Origin of the sequence: Streptomyces sp. NPDC001890 (assembly GCF_042891445.1) — a bacterium.
Lineage (GTDB): Bacteria > Actinomycetota > Actinomycetes > Streptomycetales > Streptomycetaceae > Streptomyces.
Window position 1 is genome coordinate 73,936 of record NZ_JBIATE010000021.1, and the last position, 24,781, is coordinate 98,716.

Consider the following 24,781-nt stretch of genomic DNA (forward strand, 5'->3'; position numbering starts at 1 on the left):
GATGGGCCACGACTGCGCGGCCCACTACTCAAGTCTTACCTAGCGCCCGGTGAAACGCCTGGCCTCGTCCAGGTGGGCGGTCAGCCGCGCCTGGATCCGCACCGTCGCCTCGTCCAGCGCCTTGCGTGTACGCCGACCGGTTCCGTCGCCCGCCTCGAAGGCGTCGCCGAAGACGACGTCGACCCGGCTGCGCAACGGCGGCAGTGCCGATATCAACCGTCCGCGGCGCTCGGTGCTTCCCAGGACGGCCACGGGCACGACCGGCGCCCCGCTGCGTACCGCGAAGTACGCGAGTCCGGCGCGCAGGGAGGCGAAGTCGCCCTCGCCCCTGGTGCCCTCGGGGAAGATCCCGAGCGCCCCGCCCTCCTCCAGCACGCCGAGGGCGTGGGTGATGGCGGTGCGGTCGGCGGTCGTACGGTCCACCTTCAGCTGACCGATTCCGCGCAGGAACGGGTCGAGCGGGCCGACGAACGCCTCCTTCTTGATCAGGAAGTGGACGGGCCGGGGCGCGGTGCCCATCAGCATCGGACCGTCGATGTTGTGCGAGTGGTTCACCGCGAGTATGACGGGTCCGGAGGCGGGGACCCGCCACGCACCGAGAACACGGGGCTTCCACAGCCCGTACATCAGCCCGATGCCGATCCCGCGCCCGACCGCCGCTCCGCGCGGCGAGGGGCGGCCCGTGGCCTGGGTCACTTCGTGGCCCGCTTCTCCTCGACGAGGGTGACGACACACTCGATGACCTGCTGAAGGGTCAGCTCGGTGGTGTCCACCTCGACGGCGTCGTCCGCCTTGGCGAGCGGGGAGGTCCTGCGGCCGGAGTCGGCCGCGTCCCGCTTGATCAGTGCTTCCTTGGTGGCGGCGAGGTCGGAGCCCTTGACCTCTCCGCTGCGCCGGGCGGCGCGGGCCTCCGGGGAGGCGGTGAGGAAGATCTTCAGATCGGCGTCGGGCAGCACCGTGGTGCCGATGTCACGGCCCTCGACCACTATGCCCCGCTCGGCCGCGGCGGCGATGGTGCGCTGCAGCTCGGTGATCCGGGTGCGCACCTCGGGGACCGCGCTGACGGCGCTGACCCTGGAGGTGACCTCCTGGGTACGGATCGGGCCCGAGGCGTCCTCGCCGTCGACGGTGATCGTCGGGGCGGCCGGGTCCGTGCCGGAGACGATGACCGGCTTGGCGGCCGCGGTCGCCACCTCCACCGCGTCCTGGACGTCGATGCCGTTGTTCAGCATCCACCAGGTGATCGCCCGGTACTGGGCGCCGGTGTCCAGGTAGCTCAGGCCGAGCTGCGCGGCGACGGCCTTGGACGTGCTCGACTTGCCGGTGCCGGAGGGCCCGTCGATGGCGACGATCACTGCGGCCGGGGCCGTACGGGTTTCCACGGTGGTGGACACCTTCCTGGTACACGGGGTGGGCGGGACGGGGGCGTGTGCGAATCCGCCCCGCACAAGGTTACCGAGTGTCGGGGCCGGCCTCCGCACCCCTGTGGACAACTGCCTCCCGGTCCCGCCGCGCCCCTGCCCTACTGCCGTATCGACCAGCCGCGCTCGCGCAGTGCAGCGCTCAGTGCGGGGACCGCGCTCGGCTCGACCATCAGCTGGACCAGACCGGCCTGCTGCCCGGTGGCGTGCTCGATGCGCACGTCCTCGACGTTGACCCCGGCCTGTCCGGCGTCGGCGAAGATCCTGGCCAGTTCGCCCGGCCGGTCGCTGATCAGCACGGACACCATCTCGTACGCGGTGGGGGCGGTCCCGTGCTTGCCGGGCACCCTGACCCGGCCGGCGTTGCCGCGGCGCAGGACGTCCTCGATGCCCTCGGTGCCCTCGCGGCGCTTGTCGTCGTCACCGGACTCCAGGCCGCGCAGCGCCCGTACCGTCTCGTCCAGGTCGGCGGCCACCCCGGACAGCACGTCGGCGACCGGGCCGGGGTTGGCGGAGAGGATCTCCACCCACATCCGGGGATCGGAGGCGGCGATCCGGGTGACGTCCCTGATGCCCTGGCCGCACAGGCGTACGGCGGTCTCGTCGGCCTCCTCCAGGCGGGCGGCGACCATCGACGAGATCAGCTGCGGGGTGTGGGAGACCAGGGCGACGGCCCGGTCGTGCGCGTCGGCGTCCATGACGACCGGGACGGCCCGGCAGAGCGCGACCAGCTCCAGGGCGAGGTTGAGGACCTCGGTGTCGGTGTCGCGGGTCGGGGTGAGGACCCAGGGCCGGCCCTCGAACAGGTCCGCGGTGGCGGCGAGGGGGCCCGACCGCTCCTTGCCGGCCATGGGGTGCGTACCGATGTACGGGGTGAGGTCGAGGCCGAGCGCCTCCAGCTCGCGGCGCGGGCCGCCCTTCACGCTGGCGACGTCCAGGTAGCCGCGGGCGATGCCGTCCCGCAGGGCGGTGGCCAGGACCGTGGCCACGTGGGCGGGCGGCACGGCGACGATCGCCAGGTCCACCCGGTCCTCGGGCGCCTCGTCCGTACCGGCGCCCAGCGCGGCGGCGGTGCGCGCCGACTGGGGGTCGTGGTCGACGAGGTGGACCCGGATGCCGCGCCCGGCGAGGGCGAGGGCTGCGGACGTGCCGACGAGGCCCGTTCCGATGACGACGGCGGTTCTCACTGGGCGATGTCCTTGCGGAGTGCGGCGGTGGCACCGAGGTACACGTGGGCGATCTCGGACTTGGGAAGGTAGGTCTCGACATGCGCGAGGACACGCACCACGCGGGGCATGGCACCCACGATGTCCAGCTCCTGGGCGCAGATCAGCGGTACGTCGACGATACCGAGCCCCCGCGCGGCGGCGGCCGGGAAGTCGCTGTGCAGGTCCGGGGTGGCCGTGAACCAGATGCTGATCAGGTCGTCCGCGACGAGGCTGTTGCGTTCGAGAACGGCGGTCAGCAGGGCTCCGACCTGCTCGTCCATGTGTCCGGCCTCGTCCCGCTCCAGCTGGACGGCTCCGCGGACCGCTCGTACCGCCACGTCGTGCTCCTCGGTTCTTCGTACTCGATCTCTGCGTGATCAGCCTAGAGGGGTGACGGGGCGGACGGTCCGGGGTGCTCTGTCCGTGAGACGGGGCGGGCGCACGACCGCGGCCCGGTTCCCGCCGGCCGTGATCCGCCGGGCAGGCCCCCGGGCCGCTTCCACCTCAGAGCTGCTGCTCGCGGACCAGGTCCTCGATCGAGCGGCCCTCCGGCACCTCCCCCGACGGGGTCAGTCTGTCGACCGCGGTCGGCAGCGACCGGGCGATCTGGTCGGCCGCCTGTTCCGGGCTGACCCCTGCCTCCTGGGCGACCTTGCGCAGGGTCTCGTCCGGCAGCGCCTCGGCGATCTGGGCGCCACTGACCGGCTGGTTCGCCCCGGTGCCGACCCAGGAGTGGGCCTGGTCGACGAGGCCGGACCTGGTGAGCATCCCGATCAGCCCTTCGAGGGCGTTCCCGCCGCCCGTACCACCCTGGCCGCCCTGGCCGCCGCCTAGTGCGCCCAGCAGCGCGCCGAGGATGTTCCCCGCGCCGCCCTGACCGCCGCTCTGGCCGCTGCCGCCCAGCAAGCCGCCGAGCAGGCTGCCGAGATCGTTTCCTGCCATGGTTCTGCCTCTCCAGAGGGGATGATTTATCGACAATGTCGATCAGAACCCGGGCTTGTGCCACTTGAGCGCGGCACTCCGTGCCAGGGCGGCGACGTCGAAATCCCCGGTGCGCCCCGGCCCCGCTCACGTACCCTCGCCCGCATGATCACCCCCGGCCCCGAGGCTCTCGTCCGCGACCACACGGTCTACTCCTGTGTGATGGGCTCGCGCGCCTTCGGGCTTGCCACGGAGGACAGCGACACCGACCGGCGCGGTGTGTTCCTCGCACCGACCCCGCTGTTCTGGCGGTTCGAGAAGCCGCCGACGCATGTCGACGGCCCGGCACCGGAGCAGTTCTCCTGGGAGCTGGAGCGCTTCTGCGAGCTGGCGCTGCGCGCCAACCCCAATGTGCTGGAGTGCCTGCACTCGCCGCTGGTGGAGCACATCGACGACGTGGGCCGTGAACTCCTCTCCCTGCGCGGCGCGTTCCTGTCCCGGCAGGCCCACCGGACGTTCGTCCGCTACGCGTCGGGCCAGCGCAGGAAGCTGGAGGCGGACGTACGGCAGTACGGGGTGCCGCGCTGGAAGCACGCCATGCATCTGCTGCGGCTGCTGAGCTCCGGCCGGGACCTGCTGCGCACCGGCGAGCTCACGATCGAGGTGGGCGCGGCCCGCGACGAACTGCTGGCGGTGAAGCGGGGCGAGGTGCCGTGGGAGGAGGTCGAACGCCGCATGAACCGCCTGACCGATGAGTGCGAGGAGACCGCGCGGAACTCCCCGCTCCCTCCGGAGCCGGACCGGGCCCGGGTGGAGGACTTCCTGATCCGTACGCGCCGGGCGTCCGTGGACCGGGCCTGAGGGCTGTCCCGCCAGGGATTACGGGACAGTCCTCAGGAGACCCCCGCCAACCGCGCCCGCACCACGAGGTCGTGCAGCGCGTCGAACCCGCCGGCCGCCGCGGGAAGCGCCGATTCCGCCTGGGCCCCGTCCAGCACCCCGTGCAGCGCCTCGATGTCCCGCGACACCATCGCACCGTCCACCTCCCCCGCTCCCCCGTGCTCCGCCTCGGCCTTCGCCTCGATCAGCTCGGGCAGGTACGCGGGCGCCGTCACCTCCCCGAGGAGGGTCGGCAGATGGGCCCGCACCTCACCGCTGCGCATCAGGTGGATCCCGGTGAGCAGCGCCCGGAACGTGTACAGCAGCGGCTTCAGTTCACCGGTCTTCCCGAAGAGCCGCCACTGGGTGCCCGCGAACCCCCGGTAGTGGTGGGCGTGGTTGCGGGTGACCACGCCCGGCGCCAGCTCCACCAGTTCGGCGTGCGGCTCGCTGGTGTGCACGACCAGCGGCGAGAGCAGCTGTTCCAGCACATAGCCGTTGGGCTTCAGCATCAGCCGGACGAACTTCCGCAGGTCGTGCGTGACGAGATCCATCTCGACCCCGTCCCGGTCCCACATCCGCGAGCGCGTCTCCTCGGCCTCGCGCAGTCCCACGAGGTCCTCCGCCGGCAGGAGATGGACCCCCCGAAGGTCCACATCCGAGTCCTTGGAGGGGAACCCGTACAGATGCGCCCCGGAGACCGTGGCGAAGAGCAACGGGTGGCGCTCCCCGGCGAGGACCGGGCCGAGGTCGGTGACCGGCAGCCCGGCTTCCTTCAGGTGCTTGGTGTCCATGCGCATGGATCAAGAATCCCAGAGCGCCCCCAGCGACAGCAGATCGCTCCGGTACTCGATCCGCTCCGCCCACTCCTTGGGCCAGGCCGCCGCCCCCAGGTGCGCCCCGGCGAACGCGCCGGTCAGACAGCCGAGGGAGTCCGAGTCGCCCCGGGTGCAGGCGGCTCGGCGGAGCGCGGTGACGGGGTCCTCGGGGAAGAGGAGGAAGCAGTGCAGCGCCGTGGCCAGGGCGTCCTCGGCGATCCAGCCGTCGCCGGTCAGCTCGCAGGGGTCGGTCTCCGGGGACGGGTGGCGCAGCGCGTCCTGGACGCGGGCCAGGGCGCCCAGGCATTCGTCCCAGCCGCGCTGGATGTACAGCTCGGGCGAGGAGTCGCCCGCGTACCGCCAGAGGTCGCCGAGCCAGCGCGTGAGGTACCGGCCGCTGTTCTCGTATGCGTAACTGCGCAACTGGCCGACCAGGCCCATGGGTTCCGCCCCCTGCGCCAGCAGGTGCACGGCGCGGGCCGTCAGGTCGGACGCGGCGAGCGCGGTCGGGTGCCCGTGGGTGAGGGCCGCCTGCAACTGGGCGGCACCGGAGCGCTGTTCGTCGCTGAGTCCGGGGACGAGTCCGATCGGCGCGACCCGCATGTTGGCGCCGCAGCCCTTGGAGCCGGTCTGGCTGGCCTCCTGCCAGAGCCGGTCGCTGTCGAGCAGCCGGCAGGCGGTCATGCAGGTGCGGCCGGGGGCGCGGTTGTTGTCGGGCGAGTGGTACCAGTCGACGAACTCCTCGCGCACCGGGCGGGTCAGCCGCAGCGGGGTGAGCAGCCCGCGGTCCATGGCGGTGCGGATGCCCCGCCCCAGGGCCAGCGTCATCTGGGTGTCGTCGGTGACGTGCGCCGGCTTCGGCAGCCGCATCGTGCGCCACGGTCCGCACTTGGCGAGGATCGACGGGACGTTGTTGAACTCGGTCGGGAAGCCCAGTGCGTCGCCGAGCGCGAGCCCGGTCAGCGCGCCGGTGGCGGCCTGCTTGGTGATGGTCCTGGTCACGATCACGTGCTTCTTCCTTCCGGTCTCAGCAGTGGTGGGTGCAGGGCGGTAGCGGCACCCGCCCGGTAGAGCGCGGCCGGTTTCCCCCGTCCGCCGGTGCGGCGCGGCGATCCCTCCACGGCCTGGACGAAGCCGGGCGTGGTGAGGACCTTGCGCCGGAAGTTGGGCCGGTCCAGCTCGACGCCCCAGACCGTCTCGTACACCTGCTGGAGTTCCCCCAGGGTGAATTCGGGCGGGCAGAAGGCGGTGGCCAGACAGCTGTATTCGAGCTTGGCGCCGATCCGGTCGTGCGCGTCGGCGAGGATCCGGTCGTGGTCGAAGGCGAGCGGACCGAGTGCCCCGGCGTCCCACCACTGGGCGCTGGCCGCGTCGCCGCCGCCGCGCGGTTCGGGCAGGTCGGGTACGAGTGCGGCGTAGGCGACCGAGACGACCCGCATCCTGGGGTCGCGGTCCGGATCGCTGTAGGTGCGCAGCTGTTCCAGGTGGAGGGCGCTGACGGTGCCCTCGGTCAATCCGGTCTCCTCGGCGAGTTCCCGGCGGGCGGCGGTCTCGGCGGACTCCCGCGGCAGCACGAAGCCGCCGGGCAGTGCCCAGTGCCCCTTGTACGGGTCCTCGCCCCGTTCGACGAGCAGGACGTGCAGCCGGCCGTCGCGGACCGTGAAGACGGCGAGATCGACGGTGACGGCGAAGGGTTCGAAGGCGTGCGGGTCGTAGCCTTCGGGGACTTCGGGGCTCATCGGCGCTCCGGCAGGGGCGCGGCGAAGTTCCAGCTGTCGGCGAGCAGCGCGTCCACGGCGGCGACCGCGGTGGCCAGGCGTTCCTGGCGGGTCCCGGTGAGCTCGACGAACTCTCTTCCGGTGCGGGTGAGTTCGGCCCGGAAGCGGTCGGTCATCCAGGGCCGCAGCTCCTCGCCGTCGCGCAGTCCGTCGTCCTCGAAGGCGACGCCCTCGTGGTCGGTGAGCAGCCACAGATGGTGGGCGACCCGGTCCGCGGTCTCCTCGACGAGCGGGTTGCGTCCGCCGATGTACCGCTCGTGCCAGACGGTGGTGGCGAAGGAGTCGGTGTCGCAGAAGAGGACCGGCGACCCGGTGCGCGCGGCGGCCTCCTCCCTGGCGTTCTGGGTCCGGGCGATCCGCGGGAAGTCGTCGGTGGTGAAGCTGACGTCCTCCCACTGGGCCCCGGGCCACCGCTCGCGCAGGGCGGCCAGCTTCTGCTCGCTGAACTCCCGCCCGTACTCGGCGACGTATCCCGTCCGCGCCCAGACTCCGCCGCGCGCGCGGTAGTGGTCGGTGAGGGCACGGGCCAGGGTCGTGGTGCCGGTGGATTCCGCGCCGAGGACGACGATCCGGCGGGCGAGGGCGGCCCGTACGGGCGGTTCCAGGAAGTCCCAGCAGCCGACCGGGTCCTTGCGTACGGCGGTGCCGGAGACCGGGAAGACCGTGCGGTCGGGGTCGACGCAGACGGATTCGGCGCCGAACCGGCGGGCGAGTTCGTCCCCGTACGACTCCGAGGTGAAGACGGCGTCCACCGGCTCGGGCACGGCCCCGGTGAAGACGGCCATGTGCGCGTCCCAGATCACCGGGTCGTGGAGGTCCATGCGGATGTCGTCGACGGCGCCGACGACCCGTACGTCCGGGTGCACCTCCCGCATCCAGGCCACCCGGTCGGCGAGCGGCACGGACTCGACGGAGGCGGCGCAGACCAGGACGGTCAGCCGCTCGCAGCGGTCCTGCGCGGTGCGGACGAGGTGGTGGTGGCCGGCGTGCGGCGGGTAGAACTTGCCGAGGACCAGCCCGTGCCCGAAGCGCTTCATGCCGTCGCCTCCGCCAACTGCCGCCGCTGCCCGGCGAGATCACGCCGCCAGTTGCGCAGGCCGAGCAGGCAGAGCGTCAGGAAGCCGATGTACAGCAGCGAGGTCAGATAGAGCTCCTTGTACGCGTACAGCGGGATGTACACCACATCGGCGGCGATCCAGAGCCACCAGGACTCGACGAGCTTGCGGCACTGCCCGTACGTCGCCGTCAGGGACAGCGCGGTCGTCAGGGCGTCCCAGAAGGGCACGGTCGAGTCGGTGGCGTGGTCGAGCAGGACGGTGAGGGCGACGGCCCCCACCGCCCCCGCCGCGAGCAGCCAGGTCCATTCGGTGCGCGTGGTGCGTCGCACCGGCAGGTCCGGTGAGCCCGGTCCACCCCCGTGGGTCCAGGTCCACCAGCCGTACGCGGCAAGGGCGATGAAGACGATCTGGAGTCCGGCGTCGGCGTACAGACCGGACTGCGTGAACAGCAGGATGAAGAAGAGGTTGTTGGCGATGCCGATCGGCCAGTTGGCGAGGTGCTGGCGGGCCACGAGCCATACGCACAGCGCCCCGCTGCCGAAGCCGAGCACCTCGGTCCAGCTGACCGGGGTGTCGAGCACCGTCACCAGGGGTTGCTGCAGGGGATCGAGGAAATCCGCGAGACTCACGCCCGCCTCCTTAATAGTCACTCTGACTATAAAGGGGGAGGGAGCGCAGGAAAAGGCCCGCGGCCGGTTCCTGTTCGAAAATCGAAGTCCGAAAATCGAAGACAGGAACCGGCCGCGGGCCGTGGAGCGGACGGAGGAGGGCCGCAGGCAGGGCTACAGGCCGACCTCGCGCATCAGCATGCCCACCTCGGTGTTGGTGAGGCGGCGCAGCCAGCCGGACTTCTGGTCGCCCAGCGGGATCGGTCCGAAGGACGTCCGTACGAGCCGCTCGACCGGGAAGCCGGCCTCGGCCAGCATCCGGCGGACGATGTGCTTGCGGCCCTCGTGGAGGGTCACCTCGACCAGGTAGTTCTTGCCGGTGTTCTCGACGACCCGGAAGTGGTCGGCGCGGGCGTACCCGTCCTCCAGCTGGATGCCGTCCTTGAGCCGCTTGCCCAGGTCGCGCGGGAGCGGTCCCTGGATGGCGGCCAGATAGGTCTTCTTCACCCCGTACTTGGGGTGGGTCAGGCGGTGGGCCAGCTCACCGTGGTTGGTGAGCATGATGATGCCCTCGGTCTCGGTGTCCAGCCGGCCGACGTGGAAGAGCCGCGTCTCACGGTTGGTGACGTAGTCACCGAGGCACTGGCGGCCCTCCGGGTCCTCCATCGAGGAGACGACGCCGGCGGGCTTGTTCAGCGCGAAGAAGAGGTAGGACTGGGCGGCGACGGTCAGACCGTCGACCTTGATCTCGTCCCGGTTCACATCGACACGCATGCCCTGTTCGAGGACGATCTCGCCGTTGACCTCGACACGGGCCTGCTCGATCAGCTCCTCGCACGCCCGGCGCGAGCCCATGCCGGCCCTGGCGAGGACCTTCTGCAGCCGCTCGCCCTCCTGCTCGGCGCCCGGGTGGGTCTTGGGCGTCCTGATGTCGGCCTTGCCCGCGTACCGGTCCCGGTTGCGCTGCTCGATCTTGGCGTCGAGCTCACGCGGACGGGACGGGGCGCCCTGGCGACGGGGACCGCCGCTGCGCCCGCTCCCCGCCTGCGCGGGCTTCGGGCCGCCCTTGGCGCCGCCGCGGGCTGCCGCGCCGCGCCCCTTGCGGGGGCCGTCGCCGCTCTTCTCCCCGGCGGAGCCCACGTCGTAGCGGCGCTCCTCGGGGCGGGGCCGGCGGGGACGCTGCTCCTGCTTGCCGTCGCGCCCGGCGCCGGCGCCGCGGGGATTCCGGCTGCCGCCGCTCTTGCCGCCGCTGCCGCTTCCGCTGTTCCTGCCACTGCTTCGCATCAAAATTCCGTCTTGTCGTCTGCGTGAGTATCCGGGGTGTCCGGTGCGTCCGGATCGAACGACGGCACACCCTCTAGCGTCTCAGCCTCGATCGCGTCCGCCTCGGGGAGGAAGGGCGCGAGCTCCGGGAGCTCATCCAGGCCGCGCAGGCCCATCCGCTCCAGAAAGTAGTTCGTCGTCCTGTACAGGATCGCACCTGTTTCGGGTTCCGCGCCCGCTTCCCCCACCAGCCCCCGCTGCAACAAGGTCCGCATGACCCCGTCACAGTTCACACCGCGGACCGCGGAGACCCTGGAACGGCTGACCGGCTGGCGGTACGCGACCACCGCGAGGGTCTCCAGCGCCGCCTGGGTCAGCCGGGCCTGCTGGCCGTCCAGGACGAAGCCCTCCACGGCCTCGGCGTACTCGGGGCGGGTGTAGAAGCGCCAGCCGCCCGCCACCAGCCGCAGCTCGAAACCGCGCCGTTGCAGGGTGTACTCGTCGGCCAGCTCGCGCAGCGCGTCGGCGACGGCCCGGCGCGGCCGCTCCAGCACCTTTGCGAGGTGCTCCTCGGTGGCGGGCTCGTCGACGACCATGAGGACGGCCTCCAGCGCGGGCCTGAGATCGAGATCCGCGACGCCGGAGCCGGTCTTCTCCTGCTGACTCATGCCTTCCCATCCTCCTGGACGTCCCTTGTCTCGGGGTCGAACTCGTCCGTGACGACGGGCCCGGCCCCCGCTCCCCCGGCCCAGCGCACCATCAGCTCCCCGAGCGCCTCGTCCTGGTCGAGCGCGACGGCCTTCTCCCGGTACAGCTCCAGCAGCGCGAGGAACCGGGCGACGACGGTAAGGGTGTCCGGGGCGTCCTCGGTGAGCGTACGGAAGCTGATCTCGCCCGCCTCCCGCAGCCGCGCCACCACGATCCCGGCCTGTTCCCGCACGCTGACCAGCGGCGCGTGGATGTGGTCGACGTACACCTGCGGCTCGGGCCTGGGCTGCATCGCCTTCACGGCCAGCGCGGCGAACCCCTGCGCCCCGATGCTGATCACGACCTCGGGCAGCAGCTCGGCGTGGTGCGGCTCCAGCCCCACGGTCCGCGGGAAGCGCCGGCCCTCCGAGGCCAGCCGCTCGCTGAGGATGTCCGCGACGCGCTTGTACGCGCGGTACTGGAGCAGCCGGGCGAAGAGCAGGTCCCGCGCTTCGAGCAGCGCCAGATCCGCCTCGTCCTCCACCTCGGCGGCGGGCAGCAGCCGGGCCGCCTTCAGATCGAGCAGGGTCGCGGCGACGACGAGGAACTCGGTGGTCTGGTCCAGGTCCCAGTCCGGCCCCATGGCTCGGATGTGCGCCATGAACTCGTCGGTGACCTTCGACAGCGCGACTTCGGTCACATCGAGCTTGTGCTTGGCGATGAGCTGGAGAAGCAGGTCGAACGGCCCCTCGAAGTTCGCCAGCCGGACGGTGAACCGCCCGTCGTCGGCGGGCCCGGGAGACTCGGCGGGACCGGGAGACTCGGCGGGCCCGGGACTCCCGGCAGGCCCGGGGGCCGCAACAGGCGCCTCGGGAGCCTTTGGCACCTCCGGCGCCTCGGGAACCTCAGGCGCCTCGGACGCCTCGGACGCCTCCGGCACGGCCGCGCCGCCCGGGCCGCGCCCCAGGGGGCGGCGTGGGGTGCGGGCGGGCTCGTCGGTCGTCGGCATGAGGGTCCAGGGGCAGCGGGATACGGGCGGCGGGCCGGGGCCCGTACGGAAGGGGCCTGACCGCTCGTCCGGCGGCCGCCCACCGGGCAGGCTACCGGCGCCGCACCGGTCAGCGGCCGCGCAGCCGCCGTACGAGGATGCTCGCGTCGCCCCGCGACTCCAGATCCGCGAGCACCACCGCGACCGCCTCCCGGACGATCCGCCCGCGGTCGACGGCGAGCCCGTGCTCCCCGCGCAGCACGAGGCGGGCGTGTTCCAGGTCCATCAGTTCCTCGGCCGAGACGTAGACGGTGATCTTCTCGTCGTGGCGCTCGCGGCCGCTGGGCCTGCGGTTCGCCCCGCGCCCGCCTCCGCGCCTGCGCTGCTGCTGGACGGCGGGGGCGGGAACCGCCTCCTGCGCGGACGAGGACGCGGCGGGCGTCACGGACGGGGGTGCGGCCGCCGGTACGGACTGCTGGGGCCTGCGGCCCGCCTGTGCGGCCACCGCGACCCGGTCGGCGTCGCGGCTGCGCGACTCCCCCGCGTCGGCGTCCGCCGCGGAGTGCTCCTCGCGCGAGGAGCCGTCGGCGTCCCGCGCCGCTTCCGCGCCGGATCCGTCCGCCCCGGAATCGTTCTCCCCGGCCGGACCGGGCACCCGGGCCTCACCGTTCGCCTTGCGTCGCCGGTCCGCCGGGGACGAGGCCTGGAGCCCCATTCCTCCGGTGGTACGGAACAGTTCGTCGGCCCCGGGCAGACTCACTCGGCGTGACACCGGGCGAGCACCTCCCTGGCGAGCTGGCGATAGGCGGCGGCACCGACCGAGTTGGAGGCGTACGTGGTGATGGGCTCACCGGCGACAGTGGTCTCCGGGAAGCGCACGGTGCGCCCGATGACCGTGTGGTAGACGTGGTCGTCGAATGCCTCGACGACGCGCGCGAGGACCTCACGGCTGTGCACCGTACGGGAGTCGTACATGGTGGCGAGGATGCCGTCGAGCTCCAGATCGGGGTTGAGGCGCTCCTGGACCTTCTCGATGGTCTCGGTGAGCAACGCCACACCACGCAGCGCGAAGAATTCGCATTCGAGCGGCACTATGACCTTGTGGGCGGCCGTGAGGGCGTTCACGGTGAGCAGGCCGAGCGACGGCTGGCAGTCGATCACGATGTAGTCGTAATCGGCCATCAGCGGCTTCAGGGCGCGCTGCAGCGTGGACTCCCGGGCGACCTCGCTCACCAGCTGCACCTCGGCGGCCGACAGGTCGATGTTGCTGGGCAGCAGGTCCATGTTCGGGACCGCGGTCTTCAGCAGGACCTCGTCGGCCGACATGCCCCGCTCCATGAGCAGGTTGTAGACCGTGAGGTCGAGCTCCATCGGGTTGACGCCGAGCCCGACCGACAGGGCACCCTGCGGGTCGAAGTCGACGAGCAGGACGCGTCGTCCGTACTCCGCGAGTGCGGCGCCCAGGTTGATGGTCGACGTGGTCTTGCCGACGCCGCCCTTCTGGTTGCACATCGCGATGATCTTCGCGGGGCCGTGATCGGTCAGCGGTCCCGGGATCGGGAAGTAGGGCAGGGGCCGGCCGGTGGGGCCGATCCGCTCGCGGCGCTGGCGGGCAGCGTCGGGCGCGAGGGTGGCCGCGTACTCCGGATCGGGTTCGTACTCGGCGTCGGGGTCGTAGAAGTGCCCCTGGGGCACCTCGTCGAAGTCGGCGAAGTGGGCGGTTTCCCGGCCACTCTCGTTGCCGGCCATGGCGTTCACGTGTAGGCCGTCCATCATCTGGGGGGCTGTCGTCATGTGCTGTTGGGTGGCGAAGGTGCGGACAGCGACGGAGCCGACAGCCTCCAGCCCGTTCGGGCTCTGGCCCCGTGCAGGCATCCCTGGATGAACACCCCCGGGAGTAAATGTCGACTCATTCACAAGTCGTCTTACCTCCTTGGACGTGACCAGGAAACTTATCGATAGGTCAGCGTGGCACCATGCCGACGATTGGCGACTCTATGGCGTGTCACCGCTTCGCAGCAACACAATCCGCCGGACCCGGCCCGATGTGTCGGCAATCGAACACGCCCCTGTCAAGGGCGTGCGGCCACCGGGGCACAGATTTAACGGGTGTACGAATCGGTTAAAGGGTTACGTTCGAGACGAGTTGAACGGGGTCGCCGAAGGGGCCCGGCATGCGTACGGCCGGACCTTGCTCGGCAAGGTCCGGCCGTACGCGTGAGGTTGACGGAAGGTGTTGACCCGTCAGCCGAGGAGCGAGCTCAGCTCGACGTGCTCCAGGCCGTGCGCCTCGGCCACCTCGCGGTAAACAACCTGCCCGTCATGGGTGTTGAGGCCCTTGGCGAGCGCGGCGTCGCGGCGCAGCGCCTCGACCCAGCCGCGGTTGGCGAGCTCCACGATGTACGGCAGCGTGGCGTTGGTGAGGGCGTACGTCGAGGTGTTCGGCACCGCGCCCGGCATGTTCGCGACGCAGTAGAACACCGAGTTGTGGACCTTGAAGGTCGGCTCGGCGTGCGTCGTCGGGTGCGAGTCCTCGAAGCAGCCACCCTGGTCGATCGCAATGTCGACAAGTACACTTCCGGGCTTCATCTTGGCGACGAGCTCGTTGGTGACCAGCTTCGGCGCCTTCGCGCCGGGGATCAGCACGGCGCCCACGACGAGGTCGGCCTCGATGACGGCCTTCTCCAGCTCGAAGGCGTTGGAGACGACGGTCTTCACCTTGGTGCCGAAGACCTTGTCGGCCTCACGGAGCTTGTTGATGTCCTTGTCGAGCAGCGTGACGTGGAAGCCCAGGCCGACGGCGATCTGCGTGGCGTTCCAGCCGGAGACACCGCCACCGATGACGACGGCCTCGGCGGGCGCCGTGCCCGGGACGCCGCCCGGCAGCACGCCGCGGCCGCCGACCGAGCGCATCAGGTGGTAGGCGCCGACCTGCGGGGCCAGCCGGCCCGCGACCTCGGACATCGGGGCGAGCAGCGGGAGCGCGCGGCTCGCGGTCTCGACCGTCTCGTAGGCGATGGCCGTGGTGCCCGACTCGATCAGCGCGTCGGTGCACTCGCGGGAGGCCGCGAGGTGCAGGTAGGTGAAGAGCGTCTGGTCCTTGCGGAGGCGGTGGTACTCCTCGGCGACCGGCTCCTTGACCTTCAGCAGCAGGTCGGCGGTGGCCCAGACCTCGTCGGCGGTGGGGAGGATCTGCGCCCCGGCGGCGATGTACTCCTCGTCCGTGATGGAGGAGCCGGCCCCGGCGTTCTCCTCGACGACGACCTGGTGGCCGTGGCGGACGAGCTCGTGCACACCGGCAGGCGTGATCGCCACGCGGAACTCGTTGTTCTTGACTTCGCGGGGGATGCCGACCTTCACGTCGATCACGGTCCTTGGCTCAGAGGGTTACCCGGGCATATCTATACATACCCGGATAGACACTACGTAAATGGAGACACCGCGAACACACGCGGCAGAGCCAGTCTAATGAAGGGTTTCGTGCTGTCTAGCCTTACAAAGCATTATTTTTCTGTCGCCGCACTACGGATTTCGCAGGTCACGCTCTCCTGGCCCAGCAATCTGTCGGCCAGACCCCGGTGCAGCTTGGCCGCGGCCGGGTCGCCGAGCCGGTCGAGCGTGTCGGCCAGCCGGAGCTCCAGCGCCGCCTGGAGTCGTACGTCACCCGCCCGCCTGGCCCACTCGACGGCCTCCTGGCAGGTGTGCAGGGACTCGTGCGGCCGGCCCGCGTACTCCTGGACCCGCGCCGCCTCGCTGAGCGCCCGCGCCTGGGCCGGCACGTCGCCGAGCCTGCGGTACCCGGCCGCCGCGGCGCGCCAGTTCCGCAGCGCCTCGCCGTACCGCCCGGCGTAGGTGTGCACCGCGCCGAGCCGCCCGTACAGCCGCGCCTCGTCGGCCCGCTCCCCCTGGGTGAGCCGCTGAGCCAGCGCGCGGCCGTACCAGTCGGAGGCCCGCTGGAAGTCCCCCAGCTCGGCATAGGCGCCGCCTACGGATTCCATCGCGCGGCCGGTGGCGTACGGGTCCTTCGCGGCCCGTCCGGCGTCCAGCGCGGCCCGGTAGCGGGCCAGTGCCTCCCGGGTGCGGCCGGTCCTGGCGTCGAGGTCGGCGAGGTTGAGCAGCGCCGCGGCCCGCTCGCGCGGCAGCTCGCGCCGCTCGGCCACGGCCAGCACCAGACCGTGCAGCCCGTACAGCTCGGGTGCGGCGGCCTCGGTGCCCTGGTGCACGGCCAGTGCCCGCACCAGGGCGGCCACCAACCGCCTCGCCAGGGTGTCGAGTTCACCGTCCTCGACGGCGATCCGGGCCGAGGCCAGCAGGGCGGGCCGGCGGATCCGCAGCCATTCGGCGGCCGCCTCGGGGCCCGGGAAGCGCAGCGAGCGCGGGAGCCCGGCGAGCTTGCGGCGGGCCGGGGAACCCTCGGGTTCGGTGACCGCCCGGCAGGACTGGAGCAGCCGTACGGTCCGCTCCAGCATCCGGGCCCTGGCCAGCTGGAGCTCCGCCGGCCGGTCCCTGGCCTCCAGCAGCGCCCGCAGCAGCGGCGCGAGGCAGCCGGGCACCTCGTACTGCGGCTGGTCCGCCCCGTTGGTGTGCAGCAGGCCCAGGGCCACGAAGTCGTCGAGGGTCGTCTGGGCGGCCGAGACGGAGCAGCCGGCCAGCGCGGAGGCGGTGTGCGCGTCGGCGAGTCCGGCGGGGGCGAGGGCGAGCAGTCGCAGTATCCGGGCCGCGGTCGGCGGCAGCGAGTCATGGGCCAGCCGGAAGGCGCGGGCCAGCGGGCGGGAGCCGGTGGACTGCTCCGTGTCGTCCGGCAGTTCGCGCAGCTGCTTGGTGACATCGGCGACCGATGCCATGGGGCGGGCGGCGAGCCAGCCGGCGACCATGACCAGGGCGGCCGGCAGCCCGCCGCACTCCTCGGTGAGGGTCTCGGCGGTCCGCGGGTCGACGGTGATCCTGACCTCTCCGATGGTGCGGGCGAGCAGCCGCACGGCGGAGCCCGCGTCCAGGCCGCCGATGGTGCAGGGGCGGACGCCGGGGATGCCGGTGAGCGGGCCCTCGGACGTGGCGACGACCAGGCAGTCCGGGTTGTCCGGCAGCAGCGGGTCGACCTGTTCCGCGTCCGCCGCGTCGTCCAGGAGCAGCAGGGCGCGGCGTCCGGCGAGCTCCTCGCGGACCATCCCGGAGAGTTCGTCCCCGTCCGCGCCGGGCGGCCCGGTCACCCCCATCCGGTCGAGCAGCTCGCGCGCGGTGCGCTCGGTGGGCACCGGTGCGCCGCCGGGGTCGGTGAGCCGGACGCGGAGCAGTCCGTCGGGGTGGTCGCCCTCGGCGAGCAGCCCGCGGGTGAGTTCCTCGGCGAGCGCGGTGCGTCCGGATCCGGGGCGTCCGGCGATCAGCAGGACCCGGGCGCGGGCGGCCTTGCGACCGGCCAGGGTGTCCAGGCCGGCCCGTTCGATGTCGGCCCGCAGCGCCTTCAACTCACGGGCGCGGCCGAAGAATTGGGGTGGGGCGGTGCCGGACGGCTCCTCGGTTCCCGCTGCCTCGGCCGGGCCGCTGGTGTCCACCGCCTGATCCGTCACGGGCCACGCTCCACTTCGCTGCACGCGTCGCCCGCCGGGACTCCGGTCCGGGCATGGTGAGCGTAGTTCAGGCGTGTGGACGTTCCGTCCGGAGCAGGACCGGGCACGACACCGAGGTCCCCCGATCGGATCAGCATCTTGTCCGATCGAAGGGCCCCGGGTGTGCGCCACCAGGCGGCACCGCGGCTCGTCGGGCCCCGGTGCGCCGTCCGGCGGTCCTGCCGCCCGTCAGGCCTCGAAGGGGCGGGCCGGCCACGGCGCGTCGGCCGGGCGCAGCGAATCGATCCCGTCACCGGCGAGCACCGCGGCGAGCGAGAGGACGCCCACCACGAGGCAGTTGTTGTGCAGCTCGCCCGCGAGCACGCCCCGTACCAGCTCCTGGAGCGGCACCCGGGCCAGCTCCATGTCGGCCTCCTCCTCGGAGACCTCGAAGCGCTCCCCGTCGGCCTCGGAGAGATTCCGGGCCAGGAAGATCCGTACGGCTTCGTCGCAGCCGCCCGGTGTGGTGTAGACGTCGGTCAGCACCCGCCAGTCCTCGGCCTTGACGTACGCCTCCTCGTAGAGCTCGCGCTGCGCCGCGTGCAGCGGGTTCTCGCCGGGGACGTCGAGCAGTCCGGCCGGGATCTCCCAGAGCTTGTGGCGCACCGGGTGGCGGTACTGCCGCAGCACCACGACCCGGTTGTCGTCGTCGAGCGCGAGCACGGCGACCGAGCCCGGGTGGACCTGGTAGTCGCGGCGCACCACCGTGCCGTCCGGCATCACCACTTCGTCGGTGCGGACGCTGGTCTTGTTGCCGGTGAAGGGCGTCTCGGTCGCGGTGACCTGCCACTCCTCGGGCGTGTCCTGGAAACCCATCTACGTCCTCCCACGAAAAACAGAAACCGGGGTACGCGTCCTCGAAGGACACGTACCCCGGTCAACGTTAACGCCTGTGCGGCGGCGGACTACTTGCCCGACGGCTTGCCCTTGCCGTCACCGGCCGCGGCACCCGTCTTGCGCGCGACGGCCGCCTTCACCAGGCCCGCGAAGAGCGGGTGCGGGCGGGTCGGGCGGGAGCGGAGCTCCGGGTGGGCCTGGGTGGCGACCAGGTAGGGGTGGATCTCGCGCGGGTACTCGACGTACTCGACGAGCTTGTTGTCCGGGGAGGTGCCGGAGAAGACCAGGCCGGCCTTCTTCTCCAGCTCGGCCCGGTAGGCGTTGTTGACCTCGTAGCGGTGGCGGTGGCGCTCCTCCACGTACGGCTCGCCGTCGTACGCCTCGCGGACCAGCGAGCCCTCGGCGAGCTTCGCCGGGTACAGGCCGAGCCGCATGGTGCCGCCCAGGTCGCCCGCGCCCTCGACGTACGCCAGCTGCTCCTCCATCGTCGAGATGACGGGGTGCGAGGTGGCGGCGTCGAACTCGGTGGAGTTGGCGTCGGGGATCTCGGCGAGGTTGCGCGCGGCCTCGATCACGATGCACTGGAGGCCGAGGCAGAGGCCGAGCAGCGGCACCTTGTTCTCACGGGCGTACTGGATGGCGCCGATCTTGCCGTTGACACCGCGGTCACCGAAGCCGCCGGGGACGCAGATCGCGTCGACGTCGCCGAGCTGCTTGGCGGCACCGGCCGGGGTCTTGCAGTCGTCCGAGGCGACCCACTTGACCTTGACCCGCGCCTTGTTGGCGAAGCCGCCGGCCCGGATGGCCTCGGTGACCGAGAGGTAGGCGTCGGGCAGGTCGATGTACTTGCCGACGAGCGCCACGGTGATCTCGTGGTCGGGGTTGTGGACGCGGTCCAGCAGGTCGTCCCACGTCGTCCAGTCGACATCGCGGAAGGGCAGGTCGAGCTTGCGCACCACGTAGGCGTCCAGGCCCTCGGTGTGCAGCACCTTCGGGATGTCGTAGATCGACTTGGCGTCCACGCAGGCCACCACGGCGGCCTCGTCGACGTCGCACATCAGCGAGATCTTGCGCTTGATGGCGGTCGGTACGTCGCGGTCGGCGCGCAGCACGATGGCATCCGGCTGGATACCGATGTTGCGCAGCGCGGCGACGGAGTGCTGGGTGGGCTTGGTCTTGAGCTCGCCGGACGGGCCGATGTAGGGCAGCAGCGAGATGTGCACGACGAAGACGTTGTCCCGGCCGACCTCGTGGCGGACCTGGCGGACGGTCTCCAGGAACGGCAGCGACTCGATGTCGCCGACCGTGCCGCCGACCTCGGTGATGACGACGTCGACGTCGTCGGTGGCCATGCGGCGGATGCGGTGCTTGATCTCGTTGGTGATGTGCGGGATGACCTGCACGGTGTCACCGAGGTACTCGCCGCGCCGCTCCTTGGCGATCACCTGCGAGTAGACCTGGCCGGTGGTGACGTTGGCGGAGCCGTCGAGGTCGACGTCGAGGAAGCGCTCGTAGTGGCCGATGTCCAGGTCGGTCTCGGCGCCGTCGTTGGTGACGAACACCTCACCGTGCTGGAACGGGTTCATCGTGCCGGGGTCGACGTTGAGGTAGGGGTCGAGCTTCTGCATGGTGACCCGAAGGCCGCGCGCCTTGAGCAGGGCACCGAGGCTGGAGGCAGTCAGACCCTTGCCGAGGGAAGAGGCGACACCCCCGGTGACGAAGATGTGCTTGGTCGTCGTGGATGTGGGCTGCATAGCCAAAGGGGGCTCCCGTGGTCGCGATCGTGAGGTGCGTACCGGCGTTTTCGTCCGGAGACTCCGGAGGCGCCGTCGCTGCGGTTCGGGGGCCTCGTCTGCGGTTGCGGACGACCACCGGTCCACGGGCTACCAGGGTATCAGCGCCGAGGGGAGCCCGCTTCCGGCCGCATCCCGACGCCCACCTCGCATGATCACCACGAGTGTCCGCGCACACACCCGTTCGGGCGAGACCGGTTGTCAAGACCGTCGCGCGGATCACCTGGGTGCGTCGTATCCTGCTCGGACTCGCCCCGGCACTCGCCCCGGGCGAGGTGACGCGTTCGCAGGTTCCCCCACAACACCCCCTTGCGACGACCTCTTCACCCGCAGTAATGCCCTACGGGGCGACATGGCCGTTCGACTGGAGACGCACGTGGCCGGGCGCATCGAGGATTACGCACTCATCGGAGACATGCAGACCGCCGCCCTGGTCTGCCGGGACGGCACAGTGGACTGGCTGTGCCTTCCCCGCTTCGATTCGCACGCCGTCTTCGCGGGACTGCTGGGCACCGAGGAGCACGGCTTCTGGCGCCTGGGCCCGGCGCGGGCGGACGGGACGCAGCCGCCGGCCGCGGACCGCCGCCGCTACCGCGGGGACTCCCTCATCCTGGAATCGGAGTGGGACACCCCGCGCGGAACGGTCAGAGTGACCGATTTCATGCCCCCGCGTGACGGTGCGCCGCAGGTGATCCGGATCGTGGAGGGCATCAGCGGCCGGGTGCCGATGCGCTCCGAGCTGCGCATGCGGTTCAGCTACGGCCGGGTCACCCCCTGGGTGCACAAGGTCGACGGCCGCACGGTCGCCGTCGCGGGCCCGGACTCCGTCTGGCTGGACACCCCCGCCGACACGTACGGCGAGAACCTCACGACGTACTCCGACTTCACGGTCGCGCCGGGTGACCGGATCGCGTTCACCATCAGCTGGCAGCCCTCGCACCACGAGCCGCCCGGCCTGCCGGACCCGGAGGGTTCGCTGGACGCGACCGCGGACTTCTGGCGCGAATGGGTCGAGCAGTGCACGTACCACGGGCCCTACCGCGAGGCCGTGGTCCGCTCCCTGATCACCCTCAAGGCCCTGACGTACGCGCCGACCGGCGGCATCGTCGCCGCGCCCACCACCTCCCTGCCGGAGGACATCGGCGGCTCCCGGAACTGGGACTACCGCTACACCTGGCTGCGCGACGCCGCGATCACCCTCTCCTCGCTGCTGCGCACCGGCTACCGCGAGGAGGCCCGCGCCTGGCGCGAGTGGCTGCTGCGGGCGGTCGCCGGCGACCCGGAGAACCTCCAGATCATGTACGGCATCGCGGGCGAGCGCGAGCTGGGCGAGGCCGAGCTGGACTGGCTGCCCGGTTACGAGAACTCGGCCCCGGTCCGGGTCGGCAACGGCGCGGCGGGCCAGCTCCAGCTGGACGTGTACGGCGAGGTCACCGAGGCGCTCCACCTCGCCCACATGACGGGCCTGACCCGCAACGACTACGCGACCGGTCTCCAGCTCAAGCTGATCGAGTACCTGGAGAAGCACTGGGACGAGCCGGACGAGGGCATCTGGGAGGTGCGCGGGCCCCGGCGCCACTTCGTCCACTCGAAGGTGATGGCCTGGGTCGCCGTCGACCGCACCATCAAGCTCATCGAGTCCGGGGACGCGGAAGGGCCGCTGGAGCGCCTGCACGAGCTGCGCGACGACATCCACCGCGATGTCTGCGAGCGGGGCTACGACCCGGAGCGCAACACCTTCACCCAGTCCTACGGCTCGAAGGAACTGGACGCCTCGCTCCTGCTCATCCCCCAGATGGGCTTCCTGCCGCCGGACGACAAACGCGTGATCGGCACGATCGAGGCGATCCAGCGCGAGCTGTCCACCGAGGACGGCTTCGTGCTGCGCTACCCCACCTCGGGCGAGGACGCGGGCGTGGACGGTCTGGAGGGCGACGAGGGCGCGTTCCTGGCCTGCTCGTTCTGGCTGGCGGACGACCTGGCGATGATCGGCCGGGTCGACGAGGCCCGCCAGCTCTTCGAGCGGCTGCTGTCGCTGCGCAACGATCTGGGTCTGCTCGCGGAGGAGTGGGACTCCCGGCTCCAGCGCCAGGTGGGCAACTTCCCGCAGGCCTTCAGCCACGTTCCGCTGATCGACACGGCGCTGCGCCTGACGGCGAGCGGGGCGTACGTCGGCTGAGGCCGCATCACGGGGCGGGCGGGGATCCGTCCGCCCCGGTCACCACGGGCCGCCGCGACGGCAGCCCCCATTCGCTCCAGGACCCGTCGTACACGGCCTGTCCCCGGTACCCCGCCAGTTCGGCCCCCAGGGCCAGCACGCACGCGGTGACGCCCGATCCGCAGCTGAGGACCAGCCGCTCGCGCTCCCCGGCGAGGGCCGCGAACACGGCGCGCAGCTCGTCCGCCGGACGCATCCGCCCGTCGCGCCGGAGCTCCCCGAAGGGCAGGTTGACCGCCCCCGGCATGTGTCCGGCACGCAGTCCGGGCCTGGGTTCGGCGACGCTGCCGGTGAACCGTTCCCGGGTACGGGCGTCGAGGACCACCACCGCGGGGTCGGCCAGGGCGGCCGCCACTTCTTCGGCGCCGACGAACATTCCCGGGCGCGGCCGTGCGGTGAAGTCGCCGGGCACGGGGGCGGGCTCGGGCCGGGCGCTCTCCAGCGGCAGTCCGGCCCCGGCCCAGGCGGGCAGGCCGCCGTCGAGCACCGCGACCCGGTCGAATCCCATCGCCCGGAGCATCCACCAGGCCCGCGCGCTGGAGTAGACGCCCGCGCCGTCGAGGACGACGACGGTGTCGGAGCCGTTCACACCGAGCGCGCGCAGCTCCTCGGTGAACCGGGCGGCGCCGGGCATCGTGTGGGGCAGCGGGCCGGAGTGGTCGGACAGCGCCCCGTCGATGTCGAAGGCCCGCGCTCCCGGGATGCGGCGTTCGCCGCCCCGGTGCGCGCCGACCGAGGCGTCGAGGACCACCAGTCCCGGCCGGCCGAGCCGGTGCGCCAGCCAGTCGACCCCGACCAGCGGGCCGGGAAGCTGTGGACCGCTCGGGTGCTCCGTCGCTTCGTCGCCCACGTCTGCTCCAAGGCCGGTCCGGATGTCGGGGCCGCCCGGTACGCCGGACCGATCGGCCCCGGCTGCGCGGCGTCCACAAGATCGCAGCGGCGCTCGTCCCGTGTCAACAGCTCTCCCGCGGCTCCCCCGACGACGCCTCGGGCGCCCCGGGCCGGTACCTTCCTGATCAGGGCGACCGCCGTCCGACCCGAGGGGAAACGCGAGGCCAGAGCCAGTGGAGACGCAAGGCGGAATCACCGTGCAGCGAGCACTCGAACTGCCGGGGCTGCGCGGCGGGCTCCCGGAGGTGGTGGCCGGCGCGGACCGGCTGAACCGCACGGTGCGCTGGGTGCACGCGGGCGAGGTCCCCAACATCGCTTCGCTGCTCAAGGGCGGTGAGCTGCTGCTCACCACCGGTCTCGGACTCGGCACCCGCCCGGCCGAGCAGCGCGCCTTCGTCCGCAGGCTCGCCGACCGGGGCATCGCCGCCCTGGTGGTGGAGCTCGGGCCGCGCTTCAGCAGACTGCCCGCGTCGATAGTGGACGCCGCCCGCGCCGCCGGACTGCCGCTGGTGCAGCTGCACCGCGAGGTGCCCTTCGTGACGGTGACCGAGGAGATCCACACCGAGATCGTCAACGGTCACTACGCACTGCTGCGGCAGGCCGAGGACGTGCACCGCCGGTGCACGAAGGCGCTCCTGGGCGGCGGCGGGGTGCCCCAGGTGCTCGGCATCCTGGCGGACTTCGCGGCCAATCCGGTCTTCCTGGAGACGGCGGACGGCCAGCTGCTGTACGCGGCGGGCCCCGGGTCCGGCCCGGTCGGCGCCGATCCGCTCCAGGTGTGGGACGGGATGCGCGGCGGCCGGGCGGCGCGCGAGACGCCGCCCACCGGTTCGGTGCTGGTGGACGTGCCGGGCGGCGGCCCGGGCACCGGTTCGGTACGGGCCAGGCTGGTGCTGCTCGCCGTGTCCGGGCCGCTGGTGACCGTGCACCGGATGGCGGCGGAGCGGGCGGCGGGCATCCTCGCCGTGGTGCTGATGCAGGCCCGCCAGGAGGAGGAGCTCGCGGCCCGCGGTCGGGGCGACTTCCTGACCGATCTCGCCGAGGGCCGGATCACGCCGGAGGACGCGCCCGCGCAGGCCCGCGTGCTGGGCTTCAAACCGGCCGAGATGCCGCTGCTGCCGGTGGTGATGCGGCTGGCCCCCGAGCTGTCGGTGTCCGGGAACTGGGCGTTGCTGGCGCGGGCGGTGCTGGAGGAGCTCTCGTCGGTGGGGGTGCCGGTGCTGCTGGGCGTACGGCCCGTGGAGGGCCGGGTTCCGGTGCTGCTGGGGCTGCGGTCCGAGACGGAGCGCACGGCGGTCGCGGACCGGGTCGCGGCGGCGCTGCGGGCCGGTGTGGAGCGGGCCGGGCTGGAGCGGGCCGGTTCGCATCCGCCGGTCGTGGTGGTCGGTGTGGCGGGCGGCTGGGCGACGGCCGGCGCGGGGCTGCGGCACGCCGCCGAGACGGCGACGGCCGCGCACGGCCTCAGCGACCGGCCCTGGTACGACGCCCGGCGCCTCGACATCGACCTGCTGCTGTGGCGGCTGCGGGACCACCCGGATCTGGCGGCCTTCGTGGACCGGGCGATCGGCCCGCTGCGCGATCACGACCGCACCTCGCGCCCGGCGCTGCTGCCGACGCTGGAGACGTATCTGGCCCACGCCGGCCGCAAGGCGGAGACCGCACGCGAGCTCCATCTGAACCGTCAGACGCTGTACAACCGGCTGGCCCGCATCGGCGAGCTGCTCGGCACCGACCTGGACGACCCGCAGGCGGTACTGGCGCTGAGCCTGGCTCTCCGGGCCCGCCGCCACATCGCGTAGCCGGGCCG

23 protein-coding genes are annotated in these 24,781 nt (G+C 72.1%); 3 read left to right on the plus strand and 20 right to left on the minus strand.

Going from position 1 to position 24,781, the window contains the following annotated elements; all coding sequences use genetic code 11:
• Positions 1-39: 39 nt before the first annotated feature.
• The 5 genes from ACFYY1_RS33940 to ACFYY1_RS33960 form a co-directional block, all read right to left on the minus strand.
• On the minus strand, positions 40-696 hold the full coding sequence (locus ACFYY1_RS33940; RefSeq protein ID WP_388592362.1) for a lysophospholipid acyltransferase family protein: 657 nt from the start codon (positions 694-696) through the stop codon (positions 40-42).
• Complete coding sequence (gene cmk, locus ACFYY1_RS33945) at positions 693-1,394, minus strand: (d)CMP kinase (protein ID WP_388592365.1); 702 nt, start codon at positions 1,392-1,394, stop codon at positions 693-695. Before cmk ends, ACFYY1_RS33940 begins: the two co-directional genes overlap by 4 nt.
• Positions 1,395-1,522: 128 nt before the next feature.
• Complete coding sequence (locus ACFYY1_RS33950; protein ID WP_388592367.1) at positions 1,523-2,608, minus strand: prephenate dehydrogenase; 1,086 nt, start codon at positions 2,606-2,608, stop codon at positions 1,523-1,525.
• Positions 2,605-2,967: a chorismate mutase gene (gene aroH, locus ACFYY1_RS33955; RefSeq protein WP_266736258.1), complete on the minus strand. Its 363-nt coding sequence runs from the start codon at positions 2,965-2,967 to the stop codon at positions 2,605-2,607. Before aroH ends, ACFYY1_RS33950 begins: the two co-directional genes overlap by 4 nt.
• A 166-nt stretch (positions 2,968-3,133) precedes the next feature.
• The gene (locus tag ACFYY1_RS33960; protein ID WP_388592370.1) at positions 3,134-3,571 is read right to left on the minus strand and encodes a YidB family protein; all 438 of its coding nucleotides are present in this window, start codon (positions 3,569-3,571) and stop codon (positions 3,134-3,136) included.
• A gap of 144 nt (positions 3,572-3,715) precedes the next feature.
• Here ACFYY1_RS33960 and ACFYY1_RS33965 point away from each other — a divergent pair, with 144 nt between their 5' ends.
• Positions 3,716-4,411, plus strand: a complete 696-nt coding sequence (locus ACFYY1_RS33965) for a DNA polymerase beta superfamily protein (RefSeq protein WP_388592372.1) — start codon at positions 3,716-3,718, stop codon at positions 4,409-4,411.
• A gap of 32 nt (positions 4,412-4,443) precedes the next feature.
• On the opposite strand, the gene ACFYY1_RS33970 is transcribed toward ACFYY1_RS33965, so the two are convergent.
• From ACFYY1_RS33970 to ACFYY1_RS34035, 14 genes are all read right to left on the minus strand, one after another.
• Positions 4,444-5,229 carry a DNA polymerase beta superfamily protein gene (locus ACFYY1_RS33970; RefSeq protein ID WP_388592374.1) on the minus strand — a complete coding sequence of 262 codons (786 nt, stop codon included), beginning with the start codon at positions 5,227-5,229 and terminating at the stop codon, positions 4,444-4,446.
• 3 nt (positions 5,230-5,232) lie between these two features.
• Positions 5,233-6,255: an ADP-ribosylglycohydrolase family protein gene (locus ACFYY1_RS33975; RefSeq protein WP_388592376.1), complete on the minus strand. Its 1,023-nt coding sequence runs from the start codon at positions 6,253-6,255 to the stop codon at positions 5,233-5,235.
• Positions 6,252-6,986, minus strand: a complete 735-nt coding sequence (locus ACFYY1_RS33980; protein WP_388592378.1) for an NUDIX domain-containing protein — start codon at positions 6,984-6,986, stop codon at positions 6,252-6,254. The genes ACFYY1_RS33975 and ACFYY1_RS33980 overlap by 4 nt, the downstream gene beginning before the upstream one ends.
• On the minus strand, positions 6,983-8,062 hold the full coding sequence (locus tag ACFYY1_RS33985; protein ID WP_388592381.1) for an AAA family ATPase: 1,080 nt from the start codon (positions 8,060-8,062) through the stop codon (positions 6,983-6,985). The genes ACFYY1_RS33980 and ACFYY1_RS33985 overlap by 4 nt, the downstream gene beginning before the upstream one ends.
• Positions 8,059-8,712 (minus strand): nicotinamide riboside transporter PnuC, encoded by a 654-nt coding sequence (pnuC, locus tag ACFYY1_RS33990; RefSeq protein WP_388592383.1) that lies wholly within the window; start codon positions 8,710-8,712, stop codon positions 8,059-8,061. The genes ACFYY1_RS33985 and pnuC overlap by 4 nt, the downstream gene beginning before the upstream one ends.
• Before the next feature lie 153 nt (positions 8,713-8,865).
• The gene (locus ACFYY1_RS33995; RefSeq protein WP_388592385.1) at positions 8,866-9,975 is read right to left on the minus strand and encodes a pseudouridine synthase; all 1,110 of its coding nucleotides are present in this window, start codon (positions 9,973-9,975) and stop codon (positions 8,866-8,868) included.
• Positions 9,975-10,622 carry an SMC-Scp complex subunit ScpB gene (scpB, locus tag ACFYY1_RS34000; RefSeq protein WP_388592388.1) on the minus strand — a complete coding sequence of 216 codons (648 nt, stop codon included), beginning with the start codon at positions 10,620-10,622 and terminating at the stop codon, positions 9,975-9,977. Before scpB ends, ACFYY1_RS33995 begins: the two co-directional genes overlap by 1 nt.
• Complete coding sequence (locus ACFYY1_RS34005) at positions 10,619-11,650, minus strand: segregation/condensation protein A (RefSeq protein ID WP_388592389.1); 1,032 nt, start codon at positions 11,648-11,650, stop codon at positions 10,619-10,621. The genes scpB and ACFYY1_RS34005 overlap by 4 nt, the downstream gene beginning before the upstream one ends.
• Positions 11,651-11,759: 109 nt before the next feature.
• On the minus strand, positions 11,760-12,389 hold the full coding sequence (locus ACFYY1_RS34010) for a hypothetical protein (RefSeq protein ID WP_388592435.1): 630 nt from the start codon (positions 12,387-12,389) through the stop codon (positions 11,760-11,762).
• Complete coding sequence (locus tag ACFYY1_RS34015; protein WP_266736277.1) at positions 12,386-13,504, minus strand: ParA family protein; 1,119 nt, start codon at positions 13,502-13,504, stop codon at positions 12,386-12,388. Before ACFYY1_RS34015 ends, ACFYY1_RS34010 begins: the two co-directional genes overlap by 4 nt.
• A gap of 369 nt (positions 13,505-13,873) precedes the next feature.
• Complete coding sequence (ald, locus tag ACFYY1_RS34020) at positions 13,874-14,989, minus strand: alanine dehydrogenase (RefSeq protein WP_351252637.1); 1,116 nt, start codon at positions 14,987-14,989, stop codon at positions 13,874-13,876.
• Positions 14,990-15,132: 143 nt separating this feature from the next.
• Positions 15,133-17,196, minus strand: coding sequence for a tetratricopeptide repeat protein (locus tag ACFYY1_RS34025; protein WP_388592392.1), 2,064 nt, complete (start codon positions 17,194-17,196; stop codon positions 15,133-15,135).
• 228 nt (positions 17,197-17,424) lie between these two features.
• A complete protein-coding gene (locus ACFYY1_RS34030) occupies positions 17,425-18,051 on the minus strand; it encodes an NUDIX domain-containing protein (protein WP_388592394.1) in 627 nt (208 codons plus the stop codon).
• A gap of 89 nt (positions 18,052-18,140) precedes the next feature.
• Positions 18,141-19,826, minus strand: coding sequence for a CTP synthase (locus tag ACFYY1_RS34035; protein WP_388592396.1), 1,686 nt, complete (start codon positions 19,824-19,826; stop codon positions 18,141-18,143).
• A 391-nt stretch (positions 19,827-20,217) separates the two neighbouring features.
• On the opposite strand from ACFYY1_RS34035, the gene ACFYY1_RS34040 reads away from it, so the two are divergent.
• Positions 20,218-22,044: a glycoside hydrolase family 15 protein gene (locus tag ACFYY1_RS34040; protein WP_358946613.1), complete on the plus strand. Its 1,827-nt coding sequence runs from the start codon at positions 20,218-20,220 to the stop codon at positions 22,042-22,044.
• 7 nt (positions 22,045-22,051) lie between these two features.
• Here the strand turns inward: ACFYY1_RS34040 and ACFYY1_RS34045 are convergent, their stop codons facing one another.
• Positions 22,052-22,933 carry a sulfurtransferase gene (locus ACFYY1_RS34045; protein WP_388592398.1) on the minus strand — a complete coding sequence of 294 codons (882 nt, stop codon included), beginning with the start codon at positions 22,931-22,933 and terminating at the stop codon, positions 22,052-22,054.
• Positions 22,934-23,147: 214 nt separating this feature from the next.
• Here ACFYY1_RS34045 and ACFYY1_RS34050 point away from each other — a divergent pair, with 214 nt between their 5' ends.
• Entirely contained in the window at positions 23,148-24,773 is a 1,626-nt protein-coding gene (locus ACFYY1_RS34050; RefSeq protein ID WP_388592400.1) for a PucR family transcriptional regulator, read from the plus strand.
• Positions 24,774-24,781: the final 8 nt, after the last annotated feature.